23 protein-coding genes are annotated in these 24225 nt (G+C 39.1%); 2 read left to right on the top strand and 21 right to left on the bottom strand.

Features of this window, described 5'->3' with window-relative positions:
• Positions 1 to 23 precede the first annotated feature (23 nt).
• From EM808_RS03560 to EM808_RS03575, 5 genes are all read right to left on the bottom strand, one after another.
• Positions 24 to 650, bottom strand: coding sequence for a DUF2268 domain-containing putative Zn-dependent protease (locus tag EM808_RS03560; protein ID WP_127735926.1), 627 nt, complete (start codon positions 648 to 650; stop codon positions 24 to 26).
• A gap of 269 nt (positions 651 to 919) precedes the next feature.
• The gene (locus tag EM808_RS29445; RefSeq protein WP_259347098.1) at positions 920 to 1051 is read right to left on the bottom strand and encodes a hypothetical protein; all 132 of its coding nucleotides are present in this window, start codon (positions 1049 to 1051) and stop codon (positions 920 to 922) included.
• Positions 1038 to 1460, bottom strand: coding sequence for a Fur family transcriptional regulator (locus EM808_RS03565; RefSeq protein WP_127735929.1), 423 nt, complete (start codon positions 1458 to 1460; stop codon positions 1038 to 1040). The genes EM808_RS29445 and EM808_RS03565 overlap by 14 nt, the downstream gene beginning before the upstream one ends.
• A 346-nt stretch (positions 1461 to 1806) precedes the next feature.
• Positions 1807 to 3045, bottom strand: coding sequence for a beta-ketoacyl-ACP synthase II (gene fabF / locus EM808_RS03570; RefSeq protein WP_127735932.1), 1239 nt, complete (start codon positions 3043 to 3045; stop codon positions 1807 to 1809).
• 60 nt (positions 3046 to 3105) lie between these two features.
• A complete protein-coding gene (locus EM808_RS03575) occupies positions 3106 to 4044 on the bottom strand; it encodes a beta-ketoacyl-ACP synthase III (protein WP_127735935.1) in 939 nt (312 codons plus the stop codon).
• Between the two features lie 255 nt (positions 4045 to 4299).
• Between EM808_RS03575 and EM808_RS03580 the strand changes: the two genes are divergently transcribed.
• Positions 4300 to 4656, top strand: a complete 357-nt coding sequence (locus EM808_RS03580; protein WP_127735938.1) for a hypothetical protein — start codon at positions 4300 to 4302, stop codon at positions 4654 to 4656.
• Between the two features lie 67 nt (positions 4657 to 4723).
• On the opposite strand, the gene EM808_RS03585 is transcribed toward EM808_RS03580, so the two are convergent.
• The 3 genes from EM808_RS03585 to EM808_RS03595 all read right to left on the bottom strand — a co-directional run bounded on the left by EM808_RS03585 (position 4724) and on the right by EM808_RS03595 (position 7378).
• Positions 4724 to 5689, bottom strand: coding sequence for a BMP family ABC transporter substrate-binding protein (locus EM808_RS03585; protein ID WP_127735941.1), 966 nt, complete (start codon positions 5687 to 5689; stop codon positions 4724 to 4726).
• A gap of 45 nt (positions 5690 to 5734) precedes the next feature.
• Positions 5735 to 6502, bottom strand: a complete 768-nt coding sequence (locus EM808_RS03590; protein ID WP_127735944.1) for a hypothetical protein — start codon at positions 6500 to 6502, stop codon at positions 5735 to 5737.
• Between the two features lie 135 nt (positions 6503 to 6637).
• Positions 6638 to 7378 carry a lipase family protein gene (locus EM808_RS03595; RefSeq protein ID WP_127735947.1) on the bottom strand — a complete coding sequence of 247 codons (741 nt, stop codon included), beginning with the start codon at positions 7376 to 7378 and terminating at the stop codon, positions 6638 to 6640.
• 219 nt (positions 7379 to 7597) lie between these two features.
• On the opposite strand from EM808_RS03595, the gene EM808_RS03600 reads away from it, so the two are divergent.
• Complete coding sequence (locus tag EM808_RS03600; protein WP_127735950.1) at positions 7598 to 7789, top strand: YjzD family protein; 192 nt, start codon at positions 7598 to 7600, stop codon at positions 7787 to 7789.
• Positions 7790 to 7843: 54 nt separating this feature from the next.
• Here the strand turns inward: EM808_RS03600 and clpB are convergent, their stop codons facing one another.
• The 13 genes from clpB to yjfP form a co-directional block, all read right to left on the bottom strand.
• Positions 7844 to 10441, bottom strand: a complete 2598-nt coding sequence (gene clpB, locus EM808_RS03605; protein WP_127735953.1) for an ATP-dependent chaperone ClpB — start codon at positions 10439 to 10441, stop codon at positions 7844 to 7846.
• 128 nt (positions 10442 to 10569) lie between these two features.
• A complete protein-coding gene (locus EM808_RS03610; RefSeq protein WP_127735956.1) occupies positions 10570 to 10749 on the bottom strand; it encodes a YjzC family protein in 180 nt (59 codons plus the stop codon).
• A 182-nt stretch (positions 10750 to 10931) separates the two neighbouring features.
• Positions 10932 to 11876 carry an ornithine carbamoyltransferase gene (argF, locus tag EM808_RS03615; protein WP_127735959.1) on the bottom strand — a complete coding sequence of 315 codons (945 nt, stop codon included), beginning with the start codon at positions 11874 to 11876 and terminating at the stop codon, positions 10932 to 10934.
• Positions 11873 to 14983 (bottom strand): carbamoyl phosphate synthase large subunit, encoded by a 3111-nt coding sequence (locus tag EM808_RS03620; RefSeq protein WP_127735962.1) that lies wholly within the window; start codon positions 14981 to 14983, stop codon positions 11873 to 11875. The genes argF and EM808_RS03620 overlap by 4 nt, the downstream gene beginning before the upstream one ends.
• The gene (locus EM808_RS03625) at positions 14976 to 16055 is read right to left on the bottom strand and encodes a carbamoyl phosphate synthase small subunit (RefSeq protein WP_127735965.1); all 1080 of its coding nucleotides are present in this window, start codon (positions 16053 to 16055) and stop codon (positions 14976 to 14978) included. Before EM808_RS03625 ends, EM808_RS03620 begins: the two co-directional genes overlap by 8 nt.
• Before the next feature lie 79 nt (positions 16056 to 16134).
• Entirely contained in the window at positions 16135 to 17292 is a 1158-nt protein-coding gene (locus tag EM808_RS03630; protein ID WP_127735968.1) for an acetylornithine transaminase, read from the bottom strand.
• Positions 17289 to 18062 (bottom strand): acetylglutamate kinase, encoded by a 774-nt coding sequence (argB, locus tag EM808_RS03635; RefSeq protein WP_127735971.1) that lies wholly within the window; start codon positions 18060 to 18062, stop codon positions 17289 to 17291. Before argB ends, EM808_RS03630 begins: the two co-directional genes overlap by 4 nt.
• Positions 18063 to 18077: 15 nt before the next feature.
• A complete protein-coding gene (argJ, locus tag EM808_RS03640; protein WP_127735974.1) occupies positions 18078 to 19319 on the bottom strand; it encodes a bifunctional ornithine acetyltransferase/N-acetylglutamate synthase in 1242 nt (413 codons plus the stop codon).
• Positions 19320 to 19331: 12 nt separating this feature from the next.
• On the bottom strand, positions 19332 to 20366 hold the full coding sequence (gene argC / locus EM808_RS03645) for an N-acetyl-gamma-glutamyl-phosphate reductase (protein ID WP_127735977.1): 1035 nt from the start codon (positions 20364 to 20366) through the stop codon (positions 19332 to 19334).
• 219 nt (positions 20367 to 20585) lie between these two features.
• Complete coding sequence (locus tag EM808_RS03650) at positions 20586 to 21842, bottom strand: molybdopterin molybdotransferase MoeA (protein WP_127735980.1); 1257 nt, start codon at positions 21840 to 21842, stop codon at positions 20586 to 20588.
• Between the two features lie 15 nt (positions 21843 to 21857).
• Positions 21858 to 22859 (bottom strand): GTP 3',8-cyclase MoaA, encoded by a 1002-nt coding sequence (moaA, locus tag EM808_RS03655; RefSeq protein ID WP_213084029.1) that lies wholly within the window; start codon positions 22857 to 22859, stop codon positions 21858 to 21860.
• 81 nt (positions 22860 to 22940) lie between these two features.
• Complete coding sequence (locus EM808_RS03660; RefSeq protein ID WP_127735986.1) at positions 22941 to 23249, bottom strand: metal-sulfur cluster assembly factor; 309 nt, start codon at positions 23247 to 23249, stop codon at positions 22941 to 22943.
• A 143-nt stretch (positions 23250 to 23392) separates the two neighbouring features.
• A complete protein-coding gene (yjfP, locus tag EM808_RS03665) occupies positions 23393 to 24178 on the bottom strand; it encodes an esterase (RefSeq protein ID WP_127735989.1) in 786 nt (261 codons plus the stop codon).
• Positions 24179 to 24225: the final 47 nt, after the last annotated feature.

Genomic DNA, 24225 nt, shown 5'->3' on the forward strand with positions numbered 1-24225 from the left:
TTTCTCCCGTTTTTATATTATATTCATACTAAAAACTTTTCACTTTCCAAAATAAAATATGCTTTTTCAGGAAAGCTTTTTTGTTTTTTAAACTTAGTAATCAGGTGAAATCCATAACAATATCCTAGCATGTCTGGATACTTCCCTAGGCCAAACAACAAGGCATCATGCACGTAGTCACTTTTATTAACGTCGAGGTTATCTTTCAGATATTTACTCCAGTAATCCTCTAGCTCTTCTTCCTTATATTTACGGCACCAGTCAGCATTGTATTTCTCTCCACAGTGAATTTTTACGGAATGCTCTGCAAGTCCTTCAATGATAATGGAATCTAACAGACTATAATTGTCAACATCCTTTTTTTGATAATGTATTCGGCAAACATGATGATATTCATGAATGAACAATGCTTCCAATTCTTTTTCGTCCTCAATATCTCCAATAAAAAGATACATCATATCAGCAAATGACAAGCCTGATTTGTTATCATTACCTCTGTTAGATTGATTAAAAGGAAAAATATAAATAGGGATATCAGGACCATTCCATAGCTTTTGGTATTTCTTAAGGAACTTATCACACTTAGCCCATACATCCTCCTTCACAAGAGAAGTATAAATTTCTTTCGTTTTTCGTGATGGCTTATACATACCAAAATTGGCTAAATGCTGATAAACCTTTCTTGGCGGCTCTCCCTCAAAGGTTCCTTTTAGCTCTTCACAAATTGAAACTGGTTTATTAAATTTTTCGTCTAGCCATTCCCTCGTGTTGACTATCCCAATTAAAATCCCCCTTTTCCCTTCAACAGAACAGAATATATGGTTAGTTTATGTTATTCTAATTTTTTGTGTGTTAATACAAATGACTATGAAAAGTCCGCAAAAAAAACTCTGCACAGCTTGTGCAGAGTTTTTTTTTGTTACATAATTTTCTTTCGTTTATCCACGATCATCTTAAAGCCACAGCCGCAAATGATGGAATGCTTCAGCCTTTGCATCGGCTGTTTGCAGACAGGGCAATCCTGCTGGACTTTTTGTTTATTTTTGTTCACAATTGCTGCATGTTCCGTAGAACTGGAGGTTATGGGAACTAATGTCGAATTTTGAGATGGATTGGGCAAATACTTCAACCTCCTTTAGTGCTGGATACCAAACATCTACCATTTCTCCGCATTCACTGCAGACAATATGATAGTGATCTTCTTTTTTCCATTCATACTTGCTTAAAGCTTCTCCAAACTGAATTTCCTTCACTAATCCTAATTCACAAAATAAATTGATATTATTATAAACTGTGGTGATGCTTACAGAAGGCATGGATTCATTCAACAGCTGGTATAACTCTTCTACTGTCCAATGCTTGTTTCCTTTTGACAGAATATTTATTAGTTCGTGCCTTTGAGGTGTTAAGCGGATATTTTTCTCTTTTAATGTCTGTACTGCATTTTCGATACTTAACATATAATCCTCCTTTGCTAAACGAAGCGATGGTAAAGTGAAAATCCGTCTATCCTAATGAGAAAAGACTGGATTTTTAAGTAAACGCTTTCTTTACTTAAAAATAAAGCATTTAAAACTATTTATGCCCTAACAAAAAATTCAATACTATATATTTAATTATATACATTTTTTTATTATAGTCAATTTTAATTTATAATAATTATTAATAAGAAAAAGACCAACCGGTTTAGCAGTTGGCCTTTTACATATTTTAACTATTAAATCAAGAGGTGTTAATTCCACTACAGTGGTTCAATGCGCCGAGCCGCTTTAAGTAGATAACAGCCTACTCTCACTCTTTAGCTATTTATTGGTATTTCTTGAAAATAATCGTTGCGTTATGTCCACCGAAGCCTAATGAATTACTCATTGCTACGTTCACTTCTTGTTTTCTGTGCTGATTAACTACGTAGTCCAAATCACAATCTGGATCTGGTGTTTCGTAATTGATTGTTGGAGGAATGACACTGTCTTTAATTGACAGCACACTGAAAATTGCTTCCACTCCGCCTGCAGCTCCCAATAGATGTCCTGTCATTGATTTTGTTGAGCTGATAGGCAATTTATAGGCATGGTCACCGAAAACTTCTTTAATTGCCATTGTTTCGAATTTGTCATTATAAGCTGTGCTTGTTCCATGTGCATTAAGGTAGGAAACATCCGCTGGATTTAAGCCTGCATCATTGATCGCCATTTTCATCGCACGTGCGCCGCCTTCTCCGCCTGGTGCCGGTGAAGTGATATGGTATGCGTCTCCTGTTGAGCCGTAACCGACGATTTCTGCATAGATTTTTGCTCCTCTAGCAAGAGCGTGCTCTAGTTCTTCCAATACGACAATACCTGCACCCTCACCTATAACAAAGCCGTCACGATTTGCATCAAACGGTCTGCTTGCTGTTTTTGGATCTGGATTTGTTGAAAGTGCTGTATTTGCACAGAACCCAGCAACTGACATTTTCGTAATTGGCGCTTCTGCACCTCCAGAAATCATTGCATCAGCATCACCGCGCTGAATGACTTTAAATGCATCTCCGATAGAGTTTGTACCAGTAGCACAAGCTGTTACCGTACAAGAGTTTACCCCTCTAGCACCAAGCGTAATGGAAACTTGTCCTGTTGCCATATCTGGAATAAGCATTGGCACGAAGAACGGACTAACACGCTTGTAGCCCCTCTTTTGGAAGATTTCATATTGATTTTCGAATGTTTCCATTCCACCGATTCCAGAACCAATCCAAACACCAATTCGTGCTGAGTTCTCATCCGTTATTTGCAAGTCTGCATCTTTTACAGCCATTAACGAAGCGGCCAGAGCATATTGCGTAAAGCGGTCCATCTTTCTTGCGTCTTTTTTATCCATGAATTCTTCTGGATTGAAGTCAGTGATTTCAGCAGCTACTTTGGCAGGATATTCATCTGCATTAATTCTAGTAAGCGGCCCAACACCAGAAACTCCATTCACGATATTTTCCCATGTTTTTGCAGCATCATTACCAACCGGTGTTACTGCACCAATACCTGTAACGACTACTCTTCTATTACTCATGTTTACAATCTCCTTTGTTTAAACGTTCTTTTATAGGATATATATTTATTTTTAAAAGGATTATTTACCCCAGCGAAGTGCGATTGCTCCCCATGTCAAACCGCCGCCGAAGCCTACCAGTACGATAACATCATCATCTTTGATTTTACCTGCTTCATACTCTTCCACAAGTGAGATCGGAATGGACGCAGCACTTGTATTACCGTATTTATGGACTGTTTTTGACATTTTTTCTTCTGGAAGATTCAGACGCTGTCTGGATGCCTCCATAATTCTAATATTTGCTTGGTGCGGAATCAGGAAGTCAACATCCTCTTTTGATAGACCAGCTTTAACTAATACATTCTCACTGCTTTCACCCATTTGACGAACAGCAAATTTGAAAACCTCTCTGCCATTCATTTGGATAAAGTCTTCTTCATCCTGGAAAAGATGCTTGCCGCCAGAACCATCAGCGCCTAGTTCAAATGAAAGGATACCTCGTCCTTCTGAAACTTGTCCTAAAACAACAGCTCCTCCACCATCACCAAAAAGCACTGCTGTATTGCGGTCTTCCCAGTTAGTTATCTTTGAAAGCTTTTCCACTCCAATAACAAGAGCATACTTATATGCACCGTTGTCGATGAACTGTTTAGCTGTAACCATGCCGTACATAAATCCGGCACATGCAGCACTTAAATCCATTGCTGCAGCTTTCACGCAGCCAAGGCGCTCTTGAAGCATACATGCTACTGTTGGAAACGGCTGATCTGGTGTAACTGTCGCCACCAAAATCAAGTCTATGTCCTCTGGGCTGATGTTTGCATTCTCAATCGCTTTTTTTGCTGCTTCATATGCTATATCAGAGGTATTTGTATTATCATCTGCAATTCTTCGTTCTTCAATGCCTGTACGTGTACGAATCCATTCATCATTCGTATCAACCATTTTCTCTAAATCAAAATTTGTCAGTATTTTTTCAGGCAGTGCACGACCAAGGCCAATAATTCCTGTACTCAAAGCTGTCAGCTCCTTTAATATGTCCGATTATACTTTATTTGCTTGCCAAATGAAAAATGAAAGGCATTTTTATCTGCAATTGCATCTTATATATTATTATCAATTATTATGACTTGGTACTAATTTTAACAAATTTCTCCTATAGTATGCAACTTTTTTTCACTTTATAAGCGCCTGTCTTAACAACTTTTCTTTATTAAACATAAGATAATTACAAAGCAGCTATAGATATGTCAATAAAGGGAGAGAACGGAAATGGAAGATGATTTTCAAAACGAATTAGAAGAAAATAAAACTATTGAAAATTCCGAGGATGATTACTATTTTGATTTTATGCTTGGAAAAAAGGTATACAGGAAAAAACGGTCCGAAGGAATAGAGCAACGACGAGAAAGGAACAGAGGAGATTCCTGGATTTTAGGAAGCCGCAGCAGAGATAGTCACGAGGGAACTAAGGATAACAAAGAGGCAAGTGATGGAGTAATGCAATATCTGGACCAAATAGATATGGACTTGGTTTTCAGCAATATAGACCTCTTTATGAATTCTGCTAATGAATTGAAACCATTAATAAAAAAAGTAAAGCCCATGTTCAAGAAGTGGCTGGATTAAACCTTCAAAAGCAAGCTCCTGCTCAAAAAAGCTTGCATCTCCTTAAAAGTTATGTGCAAGCTTTTTGTTATTGTTTATTAGGGATCTTTCCTGTCTGTTTGTATTGCTTAATTTCTTGATTTATTTTCTCTATAAATGCCGCATCTATGCTAGGACTGAATTTTCCTAATGTGATAACATTTTCCTTCATACCATAAGAAATATTGCCAGGTTTCAGCTTCCCTTCATTAAAATCGCTGGCAAGAATGTCAAACATCTCAGAAACATCCTGGACAGTACTTGTCAAAACAGTCATTTTGCCAAGATCAGACTGATCTGAAACATATCCGATTGCATAGAGCCCTTTTGCCTTCACTTGTTCAATAATATCAACATTAAACCCATCTCCTGCAGGATAAATAATATCAGCTTCATTTGCTATTGCTGTATCTAGCAGCTTAAGTGCCTTCTCGCGATTATCCCAACTCTGCACAAAATCTGAAAGCACCTTAACGTTTTCGTTTTCATACATAGCGCCATCCTTGAACCCTTGAATTTCAGGCTGTGTATCAAAGGCAGCAATCACCGAAATTATGTTAGTCTTCGTCATATGGCCTGCAACCATTCCTCCAAAAAAGCCCATTGTATAACCATCAAAAGAGGCACTTGTCGTGTTTTCATTGTTAGCACTGCTATTAAAACTGATAAAATGAATATCAGGATATTTTTTGGACAAAGTATCAAAAAACTCCGCATACTCACTGCCATGTCCAAAAATTAGATTTACTCCCTTATGTTTAAATTCTTCGACCGCCCTTTCTGTTAGCGCGAGGGAGTCGACGTATTCTTTATAATATACATCAACATTATATTTCGATTGGATGTTTAATAGACCCTTATACCCTTTTGTGCCCCAAACTTGGTCTGTAACAGTACCACTCACAAGCAAACCGACACTTTTCAATTGCCCCTTATTGTCTGCTTGTCCGCAGGAGGCAAGAAAGAAGGTGCTCAGCACAATGAAAAAGGAGAGCATTAACTTCAATTTATTCATCTGAAAGCCTTTCTTCGTTCATTTTTATACGAAACTATCATACTACTACTTATACATCTTAATATGTCTTCTTTGCATTTCCAAGTTTTCTGCGTTACTGTTTGTACTGGCTACACCATAAGATTGTAGCAATGGAGGAATCGCATAGCTCGGAATGTCGACTGCTAGCTCCCTTATCGCTTCCTGGCATTGCTGCCATTGATCCTTTAAGCCGCTTCTTAAAAAAATGTATCTTTCGCTGTTCTTTACGAGCAGCTCTTTTACAGAAAGTATAGCATCTGCTACAAAAATCGCATCCTCCCTATATTCCTTTTCGCTTATTACTACCTCTTCATTGCCTTCAAGGAGCTGCGCAAACAAAAACTCATTTGGCTGCCATGGTCCAAACAAGGTCGGAAAGTAAATGGCTCTGTAAGGCAAACCTTGCTGTTCCAATAGGGAGTATAAATTTTCTGCATGCTCTGCAAATTCTAAGATATTACCTAGAAAGATCAGTTCTTGGTTATGCCTTTTTAGCTGCTGTACAGTTTGTTCCTGCAGTACATCACTTTTGATACGTTCCACAATTTGTTTGCTTTTTGATAAATCATAGCAATCGTATATAATTTTTCCACTTTCGAATGCAGTTTTGTCTTCCCAGCTTATTTCTTGGTAATTTGCATTCCGTCCTATCTCCAGCCTTTTATCCTCTATATCCTTGATTTCCACATTCGGATAAGATATTCCATAAACCGCTTCTCCTTCTTCCAATAGGGAACGGCAAAGATGAAACCCTATAAATTGGTATGTCCCGAAAATCACTGCATTTTCCATTGAGAAGCCTCCTCGATGTTCAATATTGTATCTTATGCAGTTAAGCATCTGTTCATGATAAACACCAAATGTTCAGTAAAAGGAAAAAGAGGCCAAAGCTTTATTTCGCTTTAGCCTCCTCTAATGGCAAAAATTTTAGAGGTTTTTTTCATATTGTTTGAAAAAGCGGATAATTTGTCTAGGAATAGCGCTCCTTTTCTCTGGGAGAACATAAGATACGAAGATTGGCAGTTGCTCTTGATCCCATTTTCTAGTTCTTTCCTTTAAAAGTTGGGATTGGTAATAAGACTTGCCATTATGGAGAATATGGATGATTTTGGATGGAGTTCCCGCTTCCTCTAGCTGATGCTCTTTCATTTCCTTGATGAAATCCGGTATGAACTTAGCGTTTTTGTCGTAGGCGGATGCAATTTCCTTGCAAAGCTTCTTAAAGAAAAATTTATGTTCCTTTTCTTCCTCAAGATGCTCGTTTAAGGACAGGATTGGATTAAATAACACAACGGAACGAATATTTTCTTTCATTTCCATCATGAGTTTTATTGCAACCAACGCTCCCATTCCTTCTGCAATCAAGTGAATCTTCGGATTGAGTATTTCTGAGCGAATCATATGCTCATACAGGCGTTTCGCCATCATGATAGATCTTTCACTTCCCCAATTCTTGCCGTAAAGATTAGAGTAAAAAATCGTATACCCTTCATTTCTCAATGAGTCGATAATTGATTTTTTGCCTTCATTTTGAACCCAAAAACTATTATTAGCATCAACAAAATGTCTGTCATCACCAATGATTAAGATACCGAAACCGTTAGGCTGCTGTGTTGGATAATGTATCATATTCCATTCGGTATCCAGTTGGAAGTTCCGGTTCTCCATATCTAAAAACTCCTTTTTAGTTATTTCTCTTACTAATGTATGACCAATCGAACAAAATGTAAGGGAGTTTGCCCAATTTTTAATGTTTTAACTGATGCAGTTATTAGAATTCGCTTTCTTTTTGCCATGAAAGTAAAAAAAGGAGTGGATATATGATTTATTATTTTAGTCCTGTATGATACTATTAGAACAGATTGAATATTAGTGTGAGGTGATTGTATGCGGTATATTATTACGATTTTTTGGACATTCCTTTTAGCGCAAATGCTTACATACGTTATTAGCTCTATGAACGGAACAACTTACAGCTTCTCAACGGGAGTTGTGTTAGCGGCTGTATTTTCTATCGTCATTTTCCTTTTGGCAGCTGTATTGCCAAACGAACCGAGTCATGAGGAAGGCTCTCACTAATTATCAGTGAGTATTATGGGGTGAAAGCGTTAAGCTTTCACCCTTTTTATTTGCTTATTTTTTCGTGATGAAAATTCCAGCTTCACCAGCATCTATTTCTACATGGTCATTTGCTGTTATCTTTTCTGCAATAAGCTCTCTAGCCAGCACTGTTTCGACTGTCCTTTGCAGGAACCGTCTGAGCGGCCTTGCCCCAAATACTGGGTCGAAGCCATTAACCGCGATATATTCTTTAGCACGGTCTGTCATGCTTATATCAATTTGCTGGTCAGAAAGTCTGCTTTGCAATTGGCTGATAAGCTTTAGAACAATTTCTTTTATTTCTGTTAAAGAAAGTGGCTTAAACAAGATAATTTCATCAATTCTATTCAAGAACTCAGGACGGAAATGTCCTTTCAGCTGGTCCATTACACCAGCTTTTATTGTTTCTGGTATAGCATCTGCTTCCTTGCTTTCAAGAAGCAGGTGTGAACCGATATTAGACGTCATAATGATAACCGTATTTTTGAAGTCAACAACCCTTCCTTGTGAGTCTGTTATTCTGCCATCATCAAGTACTTGCAGAAGGATATTGAACACTTCTGGATGTGCTTTCTCCACTTCATCCAGCAAGACAACACTATACGGTTTTCTTCTGATCGCCTCTGTCAATTGTCCACCTTCTTCGTAACCAACGTACCCTGGAGGTGCTCCAATTAAACGGGATACAGCATGTTTTTCCATGTATTCAGACATGTCAATGCGAATAATTTGTTCTTCACTGTCAAACAAACTAGATGCTAATGCTTTCGCAAGCTCTGTTTTCCCAACACCTGTTGGCCCTAGAAATAGAAAGGAACCAATTGGCCTGTTCGGATCTTTTATTCCAGCTCTTGCTCTTAATACCGCATCACTGACAAGCTGAACAGCCTCTTTTTGACCAACTACTCGTTCATGCAAAATACTTTCAAGACGAAGCAGCTTCTCTCTTTCCTTCTCCAAAAGCTTCGTAACTGGGATTCCTGTCCATCTTGCTACAATCGCAGAAATTTCCTCCTCTGTTACTTCTTCTCTCAGCAATCGTTCACTTTTCTTTGTAGCTGCCTGTTCTTCAAGCTGCTGCAATTCTTTCTCCAAGTGAGGAATACTGCCGTGTCTTAGTTCTGCGGCTTTATTCAAATCATAATTATTTTCAGCATCCTCTAATTCCCTGCGTTTTCTTTCCAGCTCTTCTTTTTTAGCTTGAACCTTATTAAGTCCCTCTTTCTCTAGCTGCCATTTAGCATGAAGTGCATTTGCTTTTTCCCGTAAATCAGAGAGTTCCTTGCTTATTACAAGCAGTCTTTCCTTGCTAAGTGGATCCTCTTCCCCTTTTAATGCCGCTTCTTCAATCTCAAGCTGCATAATTCTACGGGTCAGTTCATCAATTTCAATTGGCATAGAGTCAATTTCTGTCCTAATCATCGCACAAGCCTCATCGATTAAATCAATAGCTTTGTCAGGCAAAAACCTGTCTGTAATATAGCGGTCAGATAATGTGGCTGCAGCAATAATTGCCCTGTCTTGTATGGAGACACCATGATGTATTTCGAATCTTTCCTTTAGCCCTCTAATGATGGAAACAGTATCCTCAACAGTTGGCTCCGAAACTAATACCTGCTGGAATCTTCGCTCTAATGCCGGATCCTTTTCAATATATTGTCTGTGCTCGTCAAGAGTTGTCGCTCCAATACAATGAAGCTCTCCTCTTGCAAGCATAGGTTTCAGCATATTTCCTGCATCCATTGCTCCATCTGTTTTTCCGGCACCGACAATCGTATGAAGCTCGTCAATAAACAGGATAATCCTGCCCTCACTGTTTTTCACCTCTTGCAATACTGCCTTAAGCCTTTCTTCAAACTCTCCTCTAAACTTAGCCCCTGCAATAAGGGCACCCATATCTAACGAGAAGATTATCTTATCCTTAAGACCTTCTGGAACATCCTTCCTGACAATTCGCTGGGCAAGCCCTTCTACGATTGCAGTCTTTCCGACACCCGGCTCTCCGATTAAAACAGGATTATTTTTTGTTTTCCTTGAAAGGATTCTGATTACATGTCTTATTTCGTTATCCCTGCCAATAACAGGGTCTAATTTCCCTTCCTTCACATCTGCTACAAGATCCCTGCCATATTTAGAAAGGACATCGTACGTTGCTTCTGGATTTTTGCTAGTCACTCTTTGGCTCCCCCTTATATCTTTTATTGTTATTCTGAATCCCTGACTGTTTATGCCGATTTTATTGAACAGCTTACCCACTGCAGAATTAGGAACGGAAAATGCAGCAAGCAGGATATGCTCGACAGAAAGATAATCGTCATCCCACTGCTCCCTTTCCTTTTCTGCCTCTGTCAATAATTGTTGAAGTATATTTGTTATATATATGGTACTTTGTTGATTACCACTGATTGAGACTTTGGGCTTTTTGTTCATCTCTTCTACTAACTTTTGCTTAAACTTAGCTGTATCCTTATTGAGTTTTTCCAATACAGATGAAAGAAGATTGTCTGGGCGCTCTAGAATTGCCAAGAATAAATGAATATCATCTATTTCTTGATGGTTTTCGGTTTGCGCAAGTGCCTGAGCATCGGTAAAAGCCTGCTGGACTCTTTCCGTCATGATTTCTGGATTCATAAAAAGTCACCTCTTTTGACCATTTTTGACCTTTATCTTTATTATAATATTTCTTACCCATATGTAAAGCCACCCGAATCATCGGATGGCATCTTTTTTTTCCAAAGAAGCTTGGCTAAACCCCAAGCTTATGGCCTTCTTTGGTATGACCAAAGGCGGTTATGGTTTGATGTTTCTGGGAAACGATCTCCAGCTTTTAACTTTAGTTTTTGGGGATTATTTACATTACTTCCTGTTTCGCCGATTTCTATATATACACCATTATTTGGAGCTTTTTGCCCTGGTCGAAACTGTCTATTCTGTCCCATATAAACCCTCCTCAGCTTTAAAGATCCACAGCCTTGTTTCTTACCATGAACTGCACTATTTATTATTTCCTTTTTTTCAAAGCTAATAACGGAAATTATTGACTCATTTTCGGCTGATTATTTTTGTTTTTAAGGCGATACTAAATAAAAAAGAGCCTATCAAAAGGCTCTTCATTAATAATTTAACCCAATAATTCCACAAGCAATGCTTTTTGAGCATGCATTCTGTTTCCTGCTTCTTGGAAAACGTAGGAGTTTGGTCCGTCAATGATTTCGGCTGTTACTTCCTCTTCTCTGTGTGCTGGCAGGCAATGAAGGAACATGTAATCAGCTTTAGCGTGTGCCACGAGTTCTTTATTGACTTGGAATCCTGCAAAGTCTTTAAGTCTTTGCTCGTTTTCCTCTTCTTGGCCCATGCTGGTCCATACATCTGCGTAGATGACATCTGCATTTGTTACTGCCTCAATCGGATCATTAGTAATGGAGATTGTGCTGCCGCTTGCATCTGCAAAGCCTTTAGCTAGTGATACAATTTCCTCATTCGGTGCATAGCTTGGCGGTGTTGCAACAGCTACATCCATTCCAACCTTTGCACATGCTATTAACAAGGAGTGTGCGACATTATTTCCGTCACCGATATAAGCAAGCTTTAATCCTTTTAATGTACCTTTCACTTCAAGGATTGTCAGCAAATCAGCCAGCGCTTGGCATGGATGATGAAGGTCTGTTAAGCCATTAATAACAGGGATTGTCGCATGTTCTGCTAATTCCTCAACTGTCTCGTGAGCAAATGTTCTGATCATAATTGCATCAACATATTGTGATAATACTTTCGCAGTATCAGAAACAGGCTCGCCTCTTCCGATTTGTAAATCACGAGAGCTTAGGAAAAGTGCCTGACCACCGAGCTGAAACATTCCAGTTTCAAAGGACACTCTTGTTCTAGTTGATGATTTCTCAAAAATCATTCCGAGTGTTTTCCCTTTTAATGGTGCGATTATTTCTCCGTTTAAATAAGCTTCCTTCATTTCCTTCGCTTTTTGAACTAACTCTCTTATAGTTTCTGGAGAATATTCAGCAAGGGTTAGCAAATCCTTGCCTTTAAGGTCTACAGATGCTGCTATCATACGGTGCTCACGTCCTTTCTAAACGTTTTATGCCAATCATTAATGGATTGAACAGTAATGGAATCTGCTTTAAAGGATGCAATAAATGCTTCTAAGCTTTCCTGTTGTGTAAATGTGATAATACGATTTCTTGTTGCTGTTTCACGAAGAAGCTTATCTTCTTCGCCATTTAACGGGTTATAAAAGGCAACTGTTTGTTCCTCAGCCAGCAATGCGGAAGCTTCCTCTGCTGTTTTTACTACAAGGCCAGCAGCTTCTGCTTTTTGCTTTAAGGAAATGTCGAAATTGTCAGATTTTATGACAATTTGTTTGGATTCGACTTTTTTCAAGGTTGGATGGAACACCTTCTTCAAGCCTTCTTCAAGTGTATTTGCCAAGGCAATTCCTTCACCAGTTGATCTCATTTCCGGACCAACCTTTGAATCAAGCCCCTTCAAGGCATAATTTGAATAGACAGGATATTTAATGCAGACAAAGTCTATGTCCTCTGTGAAGGTCTTTTCCTCTTCTGACAAATTATATTTCCCAAGCAATATTTTTGTCGCAATTTGAACTAATTGCACCCCAGTAACCTTGCTGACAATCGGAACCGTTCTGCTCGCTCTTGGATTTACTTCTAATACAAAGACGTTTTCGCCATCAATGATATATTGGATGTTCATAAGGCCTTTATAGCCTGTGTTCCCAACAATCTTCTTCGCATATGTCAGCATTTTCGCTTTCACTGAATCAGAAAGGGTTTGAGCTGGAAGAATAGACAAGCTGTCACCAGAATGAACACCAGTTTTTTCAATGTGCTCCATGATTGCAGGTACACAAATATTTTCTCCATCTGCTGCCAAGTCTAGTTCTGCTTCAAATGCCTCCAAAAATTGATCAACAAGGACTGGATAAGGAATATCTGTCTGCAAATATGCCTTTAAGTCATTATCATTATTAATTCTTTCCATCCCTTTTCCGCCAATGACATAGGATGGTCTAATTAAAACTGGGTATGACAATTTATTAACAGAAGCAAGCAAACCTGATTCATTAAAAGCGATATCTCCTTCAATATGAGGAATGCTTTCTTCATCAAGCATTTGATAGAATAGCTCTCTGTCTTCTAGCACATCAATTGTTTGACTGTTTGTGCCGAGTATTTTAACACCATGCTCTTCTAATCCCTTTGCTACATTGATTGCAGTCTGCCCGCCAAGCTGCACAATCGCTTCTTTAATTCCCTCTGAATCTACTACATTCATAATATCTTCAATTGTCAGCGGTTCAAAATACAGTCTGTCTGCTGTCGCAAAGTCAGTGCTTACTGTTTCTGGATTATTATTTATAATGATTGTTTCAATATTTTCCTGTTTTAACGCAAATACTCCATGTACAGAACAGTAATCAAATTCAATTCCTTGACCTATACGAATCGGTCCGCTCCCGACAACAAGCACTTTTCTCTTGCTGCTTTCTGTCTGTTCATTTTCCCCAAAATAAGTAGAGTAGTAATAATTTGTTTTTGCCTCAAATTCTGCTGCACATGTATCTACCATTTTGTATACAGGTAAAATGTCCAGATCTTTACGCTTATTGCGCACATCCAGTTCCGTACAGCTCCAAGCACTTGCCAAAAATTCATCACTAAAGCCTTTTTCCTTCCAAAGCTGAAGCGATTTTTGCTCTACTGTTTCAAGCGTAGCTGCGAGTATATCCTTTTCCATCGCAACAAGTCTATTGAAAATCTGTAGGAAGAATAAGTCGATTTTCGTTAATTGATGAATTGCCTCCATTGTTTCCCCTCTGCGAAGCAGTTCGATCAAAACAAAAAATCTTTCGTCTGTCTGGTCCTTTGCTTTTGCGTACAGTTGCTCTGTACTCAAAGCAGCAATTCCTGGAATACGTAAATCATTACCTTTGATTTCTAATGAACGAATTGCTTTTAAAAGTGCTCTTTCTATATTCCGGTCAATTCCCATTACTTCCCCTGTTGCCTTCATCTGTGTACCCAGCTTTCTTGCAACGGTTGGGAACTTATCAAACGGCCATTTTGGGAATTTAACGACCGCATAATCAAGTGCTGGCTCAAAGCTTGCAAATGTATCGCCTGTTACAGGATTTATAATTTCATTCAGTGTATAACCAACCGCTAATTTCGCTGCCATTCTGGCAATTGGGTAGCCTGTCGCCTTTGATGCAAGGGCTGATGATCTGCTGACCCTTGGATTCACTTCGATTAAGTAATACTTCTTGCTGTTTGGATCTAGAGCAAACTGAATATTACAGCCGCCGATAATTCCTAAAGCAGAGATAATTTTAATCGAAGCAGAGCGAAGCATTTGATATTCCACATCTGTCAATGTTTGCGAAGGAGCAACAACAATGCTGTCCCCTGTATGAATACCGACTGGGTCGATGTTTTCCATATTACAAATCGTGATACATGTATTCATGCTGTCACGCATTACTTCATACTCCACCTCTTTGAAGCCGGCAATACTTCTTTCCACAAGACACTGTCCAATCGCACTTTCCTTCAGACCGCCGCTGACAAGCTTCGTGAATTCCTCCATGCTGTCAGCGATTCCTCCGCCTGTTCCTCCTAATGTATAGGCAGGTCGCACAATGATTGGGAAACCAATCTCTTCTGCAAATTCAACTGCTTCATCAACTAAATGAACAACTTTGCTTTCAGGCACAGGTTCATTTAGTTCATACATAAGCTGGCGAAATGCCTCACGGTCCTCTCCCTTTTTGATTGATTCAATGGAGCTTCCTAACAATTTCAAATTGTACTTTTCAAGAATTCCCTGTTCGCTCAATTGGAAAGCAAGGTTTAAACCAGTTTGCCCACCCAAAGTAGCAAGCAAGCCATCTGGTTTTTCCTTGGCAATAATCATTTCCAACACATCTGGAGTGAGTGGTTCGAAATAAATGGAGTCTGCAAAGGTCTGGTCTGTCATTATCGTAGCCGGATTGTTGTTGACTAGGATAACCTGATAACCCTCCTCCTTTAACGCCATACATGCTTGTGTACCTGCATAGTCAAATTCTGCCGCTTGACCGATTACAATTGGTCCTGAACCGATTACTAATATTTTTTTAATACTGTTGTCTTTAGGCATATGCAAATACTCTCCCACTGTTAGCTTTAACATTTTCTATAAATTCATCAAATATATATTGTCCTTCTGATGGTCCAGGATTTGCTTCCGGATGGAACTGAACTGTCTGCAAAGGATATACACTATGTGTCAATCCTTCCACCGAATTATCATGAAGGTTAAAGAATCTCGCTTCACAGCCAGTATTCGCAAGGCTTTCCTCCTCCACAACATAGCTGTGATTTTGTGATGACATAATTACTTTATTATTGCGCTTATCAAACACTGGATGATTTGCGCCTCGATGTCCAAACGAAAGCTTTGTCGTGTCACCGCCGAGTGCAAGTGCAGCAAGCTGATGGCCAAGACAAATTCCTAATGTAGGGTAATGCTGGATTAACAGCTTTACTGCAGGCAGTACATCTGTTAGCTCCTTAGGATCTCCAGGTCCATTTGACAGCAGGATTCCATGTGGCTTTAAGCCTTTTACTTCATCAAATGTTGTGTTGTACGGGACAACGGTAACTTTGCAGCCTCTTTCTACAAGTCCATCAAGCATGCTTTCCTTCTTCCCGAAATCAATTAACACGATATGATATTTACCGTCACCGTAGGATTGATGTATCTTCTCTGACACCTTTGGCACCTTTGCATCCTTAACTAATAAGAAGTCTTCCTTAGCTACATTTTCATCAGTCGAAAGGATAGCTGGCATGGAACCTTCCTGGCGAATGTTTTTCACGATCGATCTTGTATCAACATGGCTCAACAAAGGGATGTTCCATTTTTCCAGATATTCAGCAAGAGAATATTGGGACTGATAATGGTGTGCCTGCATATTTGCTTCATAGACGATAACACCTTTAACATGCGGCTTTTTGCTCTCAAAATCTTCTTTGTTGATTCCATAGTTCCCAATAAGGGGATACGTAAAGACAATGATTTGATCTTTATAGGAGGGATCTGTTAAAACCTCCTGATATCCTGTCATTCCTGTAAAAAAGACAATCTCTCCACAAAGTGTTTCACTTGCCTTTGTAGCAAATTCGCCTTTATATTTCTTTCCATTGCTTAAATGTAAATATCCTTCCATCTTTAGCACACCTCGATAATCCATGTATATTTATCGTAAATTTCTTATAATTATACATTAGAATGTAAAAAAATACAGCTTATATTGCAATATTACTGTAAATATTCAATTTATTCTCTATTATGGTTACAGCTTCCTTTAATTCATCTGTTGTTATATTTAAACTTGGCAGCAAGCGAATTACCTTTTCTCCGGCATTCAGGACAATTAATCCTGCTTCTCTCAACTCAGCAAGTATATTTGCTACAGGAAGCTCAAGCTCTATTCCAATGATAAGTCCTAATCCACGGACTTCCTTTACAGCTGTGTTTGCTTTCAGTTTTTCTTGTAATAAACTGATTAAAAACTCACTTTTCTTGCCAACTTCGTCTAAGAAGCTCTCTTCAAAAATAATCTCCATTGTTTTACAAGCTGCTGCCATCGCTAGTGGATTACCGCCAAATGTTGTGCCATGACTGCCAGGACCGAAAAACTCTACCAATTCTTTTTTTGCAGCAATTGCCCCAACGGGAATCCCATTCGCTAATCCTTTAGCTGATGTAATGATATCTGGATTTAAGGAAAAATGCTGAAATGCAAATGGTTTACCTGTTCTGCCGATTCCAGTTTGTATCTCATCAATAATCAACAGCGCTCCTACACTCTTACATAAAGCTTCTGTCTCTTTCAGAAACTCTACGTTCGCAACATGGATGCCGCCTTCTCCCTGCACGACTTCAAGCATGACTGCTGCCACATCTTCTGTCAGCTCTGCTTTTAATGCTTCCAGATCATTAAACGGCACATTTACAAATGTTTCGAGCATTGGACCAAATCCTTGCTTAATCTTATCTTGACCTGTTGCAGACATTGCCGCAAAGGTTCTGCCATGAAATGACTGCTCGAAAGTGATAATTTTTGTTTTGCCAGTTGCTTTTCTAGCAAGCTTGATCGCTCCTTCATTTGCCTCTGCACCACTGTTAGCAAAAAATACTGCTTCCATGCCGCTTGCAGTTGCTAAGGCTGATGCTGCTTTTTCCTGTATTGCTACAGGAAATAAATTAGAAACATGCCAAAACTTGTCGAGTTGTGCTTCGACTGCTGCCTTAACCTCGTCGTGGCAATGACCAAGATTGCAAACACCAATTCCTGCTGTAAGATCTAAATATTTTTTTCCTTCTGTACTGAACATATAGCTTCCTTTTGCTGATGCTGGCTCAATCTCCCATTTGGAGTAAGTCGGAAATAAATGACTCATTTATATAACCTCTCATTCGCTACAATTTTTGTTCCGTTCCATATTTCAGCTGAATAAAATTCCTTTTTGCCTGATACAATCATGGCACTGTTCAATCCACTATCGATAGCTGCAAGTGCTGAAGTTACTTTCGGTACCATACCACCTGTAATTTGCCCTTCCTCTATATACTGCAGCACTTCCTCTTTCCCTATTAGACTGGCAACCTCACCGTCTATCATAATGCCGTCAACATCTGTTATAAATAAGCATTGTTCAACCTTTAAGCTCTTTGCAACGGCTGATGCTGCATAATCTGCATTTATATTTAGCTTAATCCCATCCTCTGTTATTCCCAGTGGAGTTAAAACAGGGATATAGCCTTCTTCTAATAAGCGTATGATAAGTTTATTATTAACTTCCTCTACATTGCCGACATAACCAAGATTTTCTTCATCAATCATACTTGCCTGCAAGCAGTTATCATCCGTCCCGTTAATTCCAACTGCATAAAGATCATTTTTCCTTAATAAATCAACTAGCTTCCTGTTCGTTTTGCCTGACAAAACCATCTCGACAACGGCAAGTGCTTCTTCCGTCGTTTTACGTAAACCATTGTGAAACTCTGCCTTTACAGATAATAAATCGAGCATTTCATTTATATCTGGTCCGCCCCCGTGAACAAAAATGATATGGAAGCCGTCGTGCTGCAGTTTTTTTATACTGGAAAAGAACCCTTCGGAAAGCTGGTCAATCACACTTCCCCCGCATTTAATAAGTATTGTCTTCATTCTCTTAAGACACCCCTATGTTCTATAGCTTGCATTGATTTTTACATAATCATAGGACAAATCGCAGCCCCATGCTGTTCCACTCTCGTTTCCGTTATGCAAATCAACATGAACTTGGATATAATCTTTATTTAAATATGCAATAGCGTCATCTTCTGAAAACAATTGTGGTTCACTGTTTTTCAACATCGTGATCGGACCGATTGCAATATCGACAGACCCTGGATTTACATCTGTATTTGTTTGCCCGATTGCGGTAATGATTCTTCCCCAGTTAGCATCTGAGCCATACATAGCTGTTTTAACAAGATTCGAACCGACAATCTGTTTTGAAATGATTCTTGCTTCTTCCTCTGTTTTACAGCCCTTCACATTCACTTCAATTAATTTTGTAGCTCCTTCACCATCTTTTGCTATTTGCTTTGCAAGACTCTCACATGCCACAGACAGCAATTCCACAAAAACAGGATAGTCAGGATGCTCTAACGTCAGCTCTTCATTTTCAGCATAACCGTTAGCCAAAACAAGGACTGTATCATTTGTAGAAGTATCTCCGTCAACTGTAATCTGGTTGAAAGATGTCGGGATAACTGTGCTCAATGCCTTTTGCAAAACATCTGAAGAAATATTCGCATCTGTTGTCAGAAAGCCGAGCATTGTTGCCATATTCGGATGGATCATGCCTGATCCCTTTGCAGCACCGCCAATGGTAACTGTCTTTCCTCCGATTTCAGCAGTGAAACAGCATTTTTTCATCACTAAATCTGTCGTTAAGATAGCCTCTTGAAAACTGTCTGCATCTGCCTTTTCATTACCAAACACTAGCTGATTAATTCCTGCTTCAATCTTATCCATTTTCAGGAACTCACCAATTACACCTGTTGAGGAAACAGCTACATACTCCTGTTTTGTTTCAAGATGTTCAGCCAGTAATTTCCTCATTTGATAAGCGTCCTGTAAGCCTTTTTCTCCTGTGCAGGCATTTGCACAAGCACTGTTTACAACGACTGCTTGGATGAGATTCTCTGCCTTAATGGAAGCCTGTGTCACCTTTAGCGGTGCTGCTTGGAAATGGCTCATCGTGTAAACTGCTGCACAGCTTGCAGGCACCTCACTAACAATCGCACCCAAATCCTTTTTATTGTAGCGCAGCCCTGCGTGTAAACCTGCTGCCTTAAAACCTGATGGTGAAACAATGCTGCCATCTGGAACTTCTTTTATTTCAAAGGTTTGCTCCCCTTTTGATACAACCTGCATGAATACTCCTCCTTATGGATACATAGGCACAAAATTCAAGCCTGTACATTCGTCGATGCCAAACATAATATTCGCATTTTGTACTGCTTGCCCTGCAGCGCCTTTCATTAAATTATCAATTGTTGCTATAATTGTGAGCCTTCCTGTTCTTTCGTCGAGTTGTAAGCCGATATCGCAATAATTGGAGCCACTAACCTCCTTAATGGAAGGGAAATTACCTATTGGTCTTACACGTACAAAAGGTTTGTCTTTATATGCATCCATAAACAGCGTGTGAACCTGCTCTATCGTGCTTTCCTTTTGTAAGGAAGCGTATATTGTCGCCATGATGCCTCTGTTAACAGGAAGCAAATGAGTTGAAAAAGTAACAGGTCCTATCGAAGCATTCCAGTCTGTTAACTGTTGTTCAATTTCTGGTATATGCTGATGCTCATTTACTTTATAGATTTTCAAATTTTCATTCATTTCAGCAAGCATCGTTCCCCTTGAAGGTGTCCTGCCTGCACCAGAAATGCCTGATTTCGCATCGATAATGATACTATCCGGCTTAACAATATCTTCTTTAATAACAGGAGCTAATCCAAGCAATGTTGCAGTCGGATAACAGCCTGGGTTTGATAACCAATCTGCTGTTGCAATATTTTCCTTATTCCATTCAGAAAGTCCGTAAACAAACTTGTTTACCACCTCTTTAGGAGCAGGCTGTTTCTTATACCATGTTTGATAATCATCCAAGTTACGGAGGCGCATATCCCCCGATAAATCAACAATCTTTATTTGTTTATCAGCAAACTCGCTTATCAGCTTGCTTGATACACCAGATGGAGTAGCAAAAAAAACAACATCACAATTTGCTGCAATAGCCTCAGAATCTACCTTTTCTAATTTATTTTCGACGATGCTATACAGATGGGGATATTCATTCCATACAGGAACTTCATCTCTTGTTGTATGGACAGAGTGAATAGAAAATTCAGGGTGATTTGCTAAAACCCTCATTAATTCAGCTCCCCCGTATCCAGTTGTACCAATAATTGCAGCTTTCATCATTTCCTCCTTCTACAGGAAGTTCTGTATATTTAATCATTTTTATTTATAAATATTAATATTCGATTCTCTTATTATAAAAACTTAGCATTATAAAATCAACCGTTTTTCAAAAAAGAATTAATTTTCTATTTTCTTTACTAATGATATGTATCACCGTGTTGTCTTGCCCATCTTTTTTGCAAATAAAAAAAACACCTAAACAGGTGTTTTCGCTCATTAATAGGTGTTAGCACTATCATCAAGCAGGATTACTTGAACCTGCTCACCCTTTTTAAATCCATTAATGCCTCCTGGAAGGATTGTTAAGGCATTGGCGTTAGCAATACTGCTGACGATACTTGATTTATCTGTGCCGCTTGGTCCTGTATAAAGGACACCATCTGCAAGGACAGCACGGCTTCTAATGAATCTTGTGAATGCATTTGTTGTTGGAAAATCCTCTTTCAGAATGGCGGAAGCTGTCGTTAAATGTGGCTTTTCTGAAAACAACATCGTTCGGATGATTGGTCTTGCATAAAGTTCAAAGCCAACAAAGCATGCCGACGGGTTTCCTGACAGTCCAAACAACAGCTTTCCATCTAACACAGCGACCGTCGTTACACTTCCAGGACGCATTGCAATCTTGTTAAATAATACTTCAGCACCTAATTTTCGGTAAATATCTGGCAGCAGGTCATAGTCTCCCACTGAAACTCCGCCTGTAGTCAACAAAATATCCACCGTGTCCATTGCTTTTTTCATAGCTTGATAGCTTTCGTCCAGTACGTCTGCAAGCTTACCAAAATAGACTGCTTCTGCTCCAGCTTGCTTTATTTGAGCCATTACCATATAGGCATTACTATTTCTGATTTTACCTTCCTCGAGCTCTTCATGTACCTCCAATAATTCACTTCCTGTTGCAAATACTCCAATTATAGGCTTTTTTGCAACTGGTACTTGTTCATAGCCAAATGTTGCGAGCAATGCTACAATTCCGGGATTTATTTTTGTCCCTTTTTTAACAAGAACAGCACCTGCTTGTACATCCTCCCCTTTAAAGGAAAGGTTTTCTCCTTTGAGTACAGGCTTGCTAATGGTAATATGTTTGTCATCAAGTGTTGATGCTTCGATTACATCCTCTAGCATCACAACTGCATCACAGTCTGGAGGCAGCATTGCTCCTGTCATAATTCGAACAGCTTCAAACCTGCCGACGCTTTTGTTGCAAACATAGCCTGCACCTATTTCGTCAATCACTTTCAAACGGAGCGGGTTTTCTTTCGAACAGTCAGCCAAATCCTCTGATTTCACTGCATATCCATCATACGCAGACCTGTCAAACCTTGGGACATCATGGTCTGCTTTCAAATCTTCACTTAAGAAACGATCACAGCTGTCAAAGATCGAAACGAATTCCTGCTGTCCTTCCAGCTTATGCTCCATTACTTTTTGTACTGCATCTGCCACCGCCAGCGGTGTTCTTTTTTCAACCATTACAACCCCTCTTCTCTACCCGCCGATATAGGACATCTCTATTTTACTCTTACTTCTACTTGTTTCTTCTGTCCGCAAATCAGAATATCTGTCAGCGCGCTTTTGCCAAACTCCCTTAATATAATTCAAGACTTCCTGGTCTGTAACACCATTACGAATAAAATGCTTTAAGTCATGGCCCTTCCCATTAAACAGACATGTGTATAATTTCCCGTCTGCTGAAATCCTTGATCTCGTACAGCTTGAACAAAAGGATTCTGTCACAGATGTAATAAAGCCTACATAAGTGCTCGTGTCTTTATATAAATATTTTTTGGCCACTTCTCCATAATAATCAGGCTCTGCTTCCATTAACTCAAATTCTGTTTTCAATAAATCAATAATAGCCTTCTTCGACACAACTTCATCCAGCTTCCAGCCATTTGTGCTGCCAACATCCATATACTCAATGAAACGAAGCTCAATATTTTCTTCCAGGCAAAACTTCGCCATTGGAATAATTTCCGACTCGTTCAGCCCTTTTTTAACTACCATATTTATTTTTACACCAAGACCGGCATTTTTAGCTGCTTCGATTCCTTTTTTGACAGGATTCGTGCGAACATTCCTTCCGTTCATCTGACCGAAAAGTTCATCATTTAAGCTATCCAAGCTTATGTTAACACGTTTTAAACCGGCATTTTTAAGGGCAAGTGCATATCGTGGTAGATATATGCCATTTGTTGTTAAGGCAATATCATGCAAACCATCGATGTGGACAAGCCTTTCAATAAGCAGATGGAGGTCTTTGCGAAGCAAAGGCTCACCACCTGTCAGGCGGATTTTTTCGACACCGAGCGATACAAAGGCCTTTGCCAGCCTCTCCAATTCTTCAAAGGAAAGCAACTCTTCTTTTGGGAGAAAAGCATAATCCTCCCCAAATATTTCGGCAGGCATACAATAACTGCACCGGAAGTTACAGCGGTCAATTACACTTATACGCAAATCCCTCAGCGGTCTATTAAGTAAGTCCTTCATGTTGTCATTCACCTCCTGAAACATAGCTGAATATTCCGAAAATAAAAGTAAGTAAGGAAGAAAAGTCTCCCTTACTTACTTTTATTGCACACCTAATGCAATTTTTGCATATCTGGACATTCTGTCCTTTGTCCAATGTGGAGTCCAGACGATATTCACTTCTGTTTCCTTTACTTCAGGTATGTCTGTAACAGCAGTTTTCACCTGATCAACGATAACTCCTGCTAGCGGGCAGCCCATCGCAGTCAATGTCATCGTTACAGTCAATACACCAGCATCATTCAACTCAAGGTCATATACAAGACCAAGATTAACAATATCTACACCTAATTCTGGATCGATGACAAGCTCTAACGCACCCATAATATTATCTTTTAATGCTTCTTCCATTTTATCCACTCCTTATCAACTCTTCTATATAACGGATCTGCCTGACCCTAAAATTTCCTATATTGTTCCTTCTTATCATAACAGAGATGTAGTCTAGATTAAAAGAATTCGATTAGGAAATATCAATAAATCAGGGAAATCACCTATAGGGCTTTATCTGCCTGCAGAAACTCTGTAAACCAGTCTATCGTTTTTAGCATCGCTTTTCTGCTTACTTTATGTCCTGTATTTTCTTCTGTTATATAAAATAGGTTCTCTGGTGTTTCTTCGTATAATGGCAGAATGGTTTCATAAAACTGACGGGAATACTTATATGGAACCACTTCATCCTTTTTACCATGCCAAAACATCAATGGTCTGTTATCGAGCTTTTCAGGCTGTTTACTTAAATCAAGCTCCCTTAATTTTTGCAGCAGGTTATTGATTTCCGCTTCAGTAAGTGGCACATCATAGCCCCGTTCTTTCACTTCCTGAATGGTGTAATTGGCAAACTGCTCATAATAAGGCATTCCCATAAGACAAACAGCAGTATTAATCCATGGGTAACGGCTTAATGCTCCTAAAGTAACAATTCCTCCCATGCTTGTACCGACGAGGCCAATCTGGCCTATTTGAATAAGCTTCTTACTCTCAAAATAATTTTTGATAAGCTCAATTTCTTCAATTGTTTTTAGAACAATATCCCAAAACTGAAGATTCAGCTTCATTCCTGTAAGACCTGTGTCTCTTTCACCGTGATACATGGCATCAGGCAGGACAACCCGAAAACCTTTTTCTGCTAAATTATAGGCAAAATGGAGATTATGCTCCTTTGCACTTGTGAAGCCATGAATAAATTGAATAAAAGGAAGGGGCTTATCAATATTTTCTTGTGCGACAATATGCAAAACAGGTATATCTTTTATATTTATTTTTTCGATAATAATCATTTGTATGCCTCCCTTAGCTATATTTTTTTGTAAATTCATTTTTGTTG

This window comes from Niallia taxi (assembly GCF_004005475.1).
GTDB lineage: Bacteria > Bacillota > Bacilli > Bacillales > Cytobacillaceae > Niallia > Niallia taxi.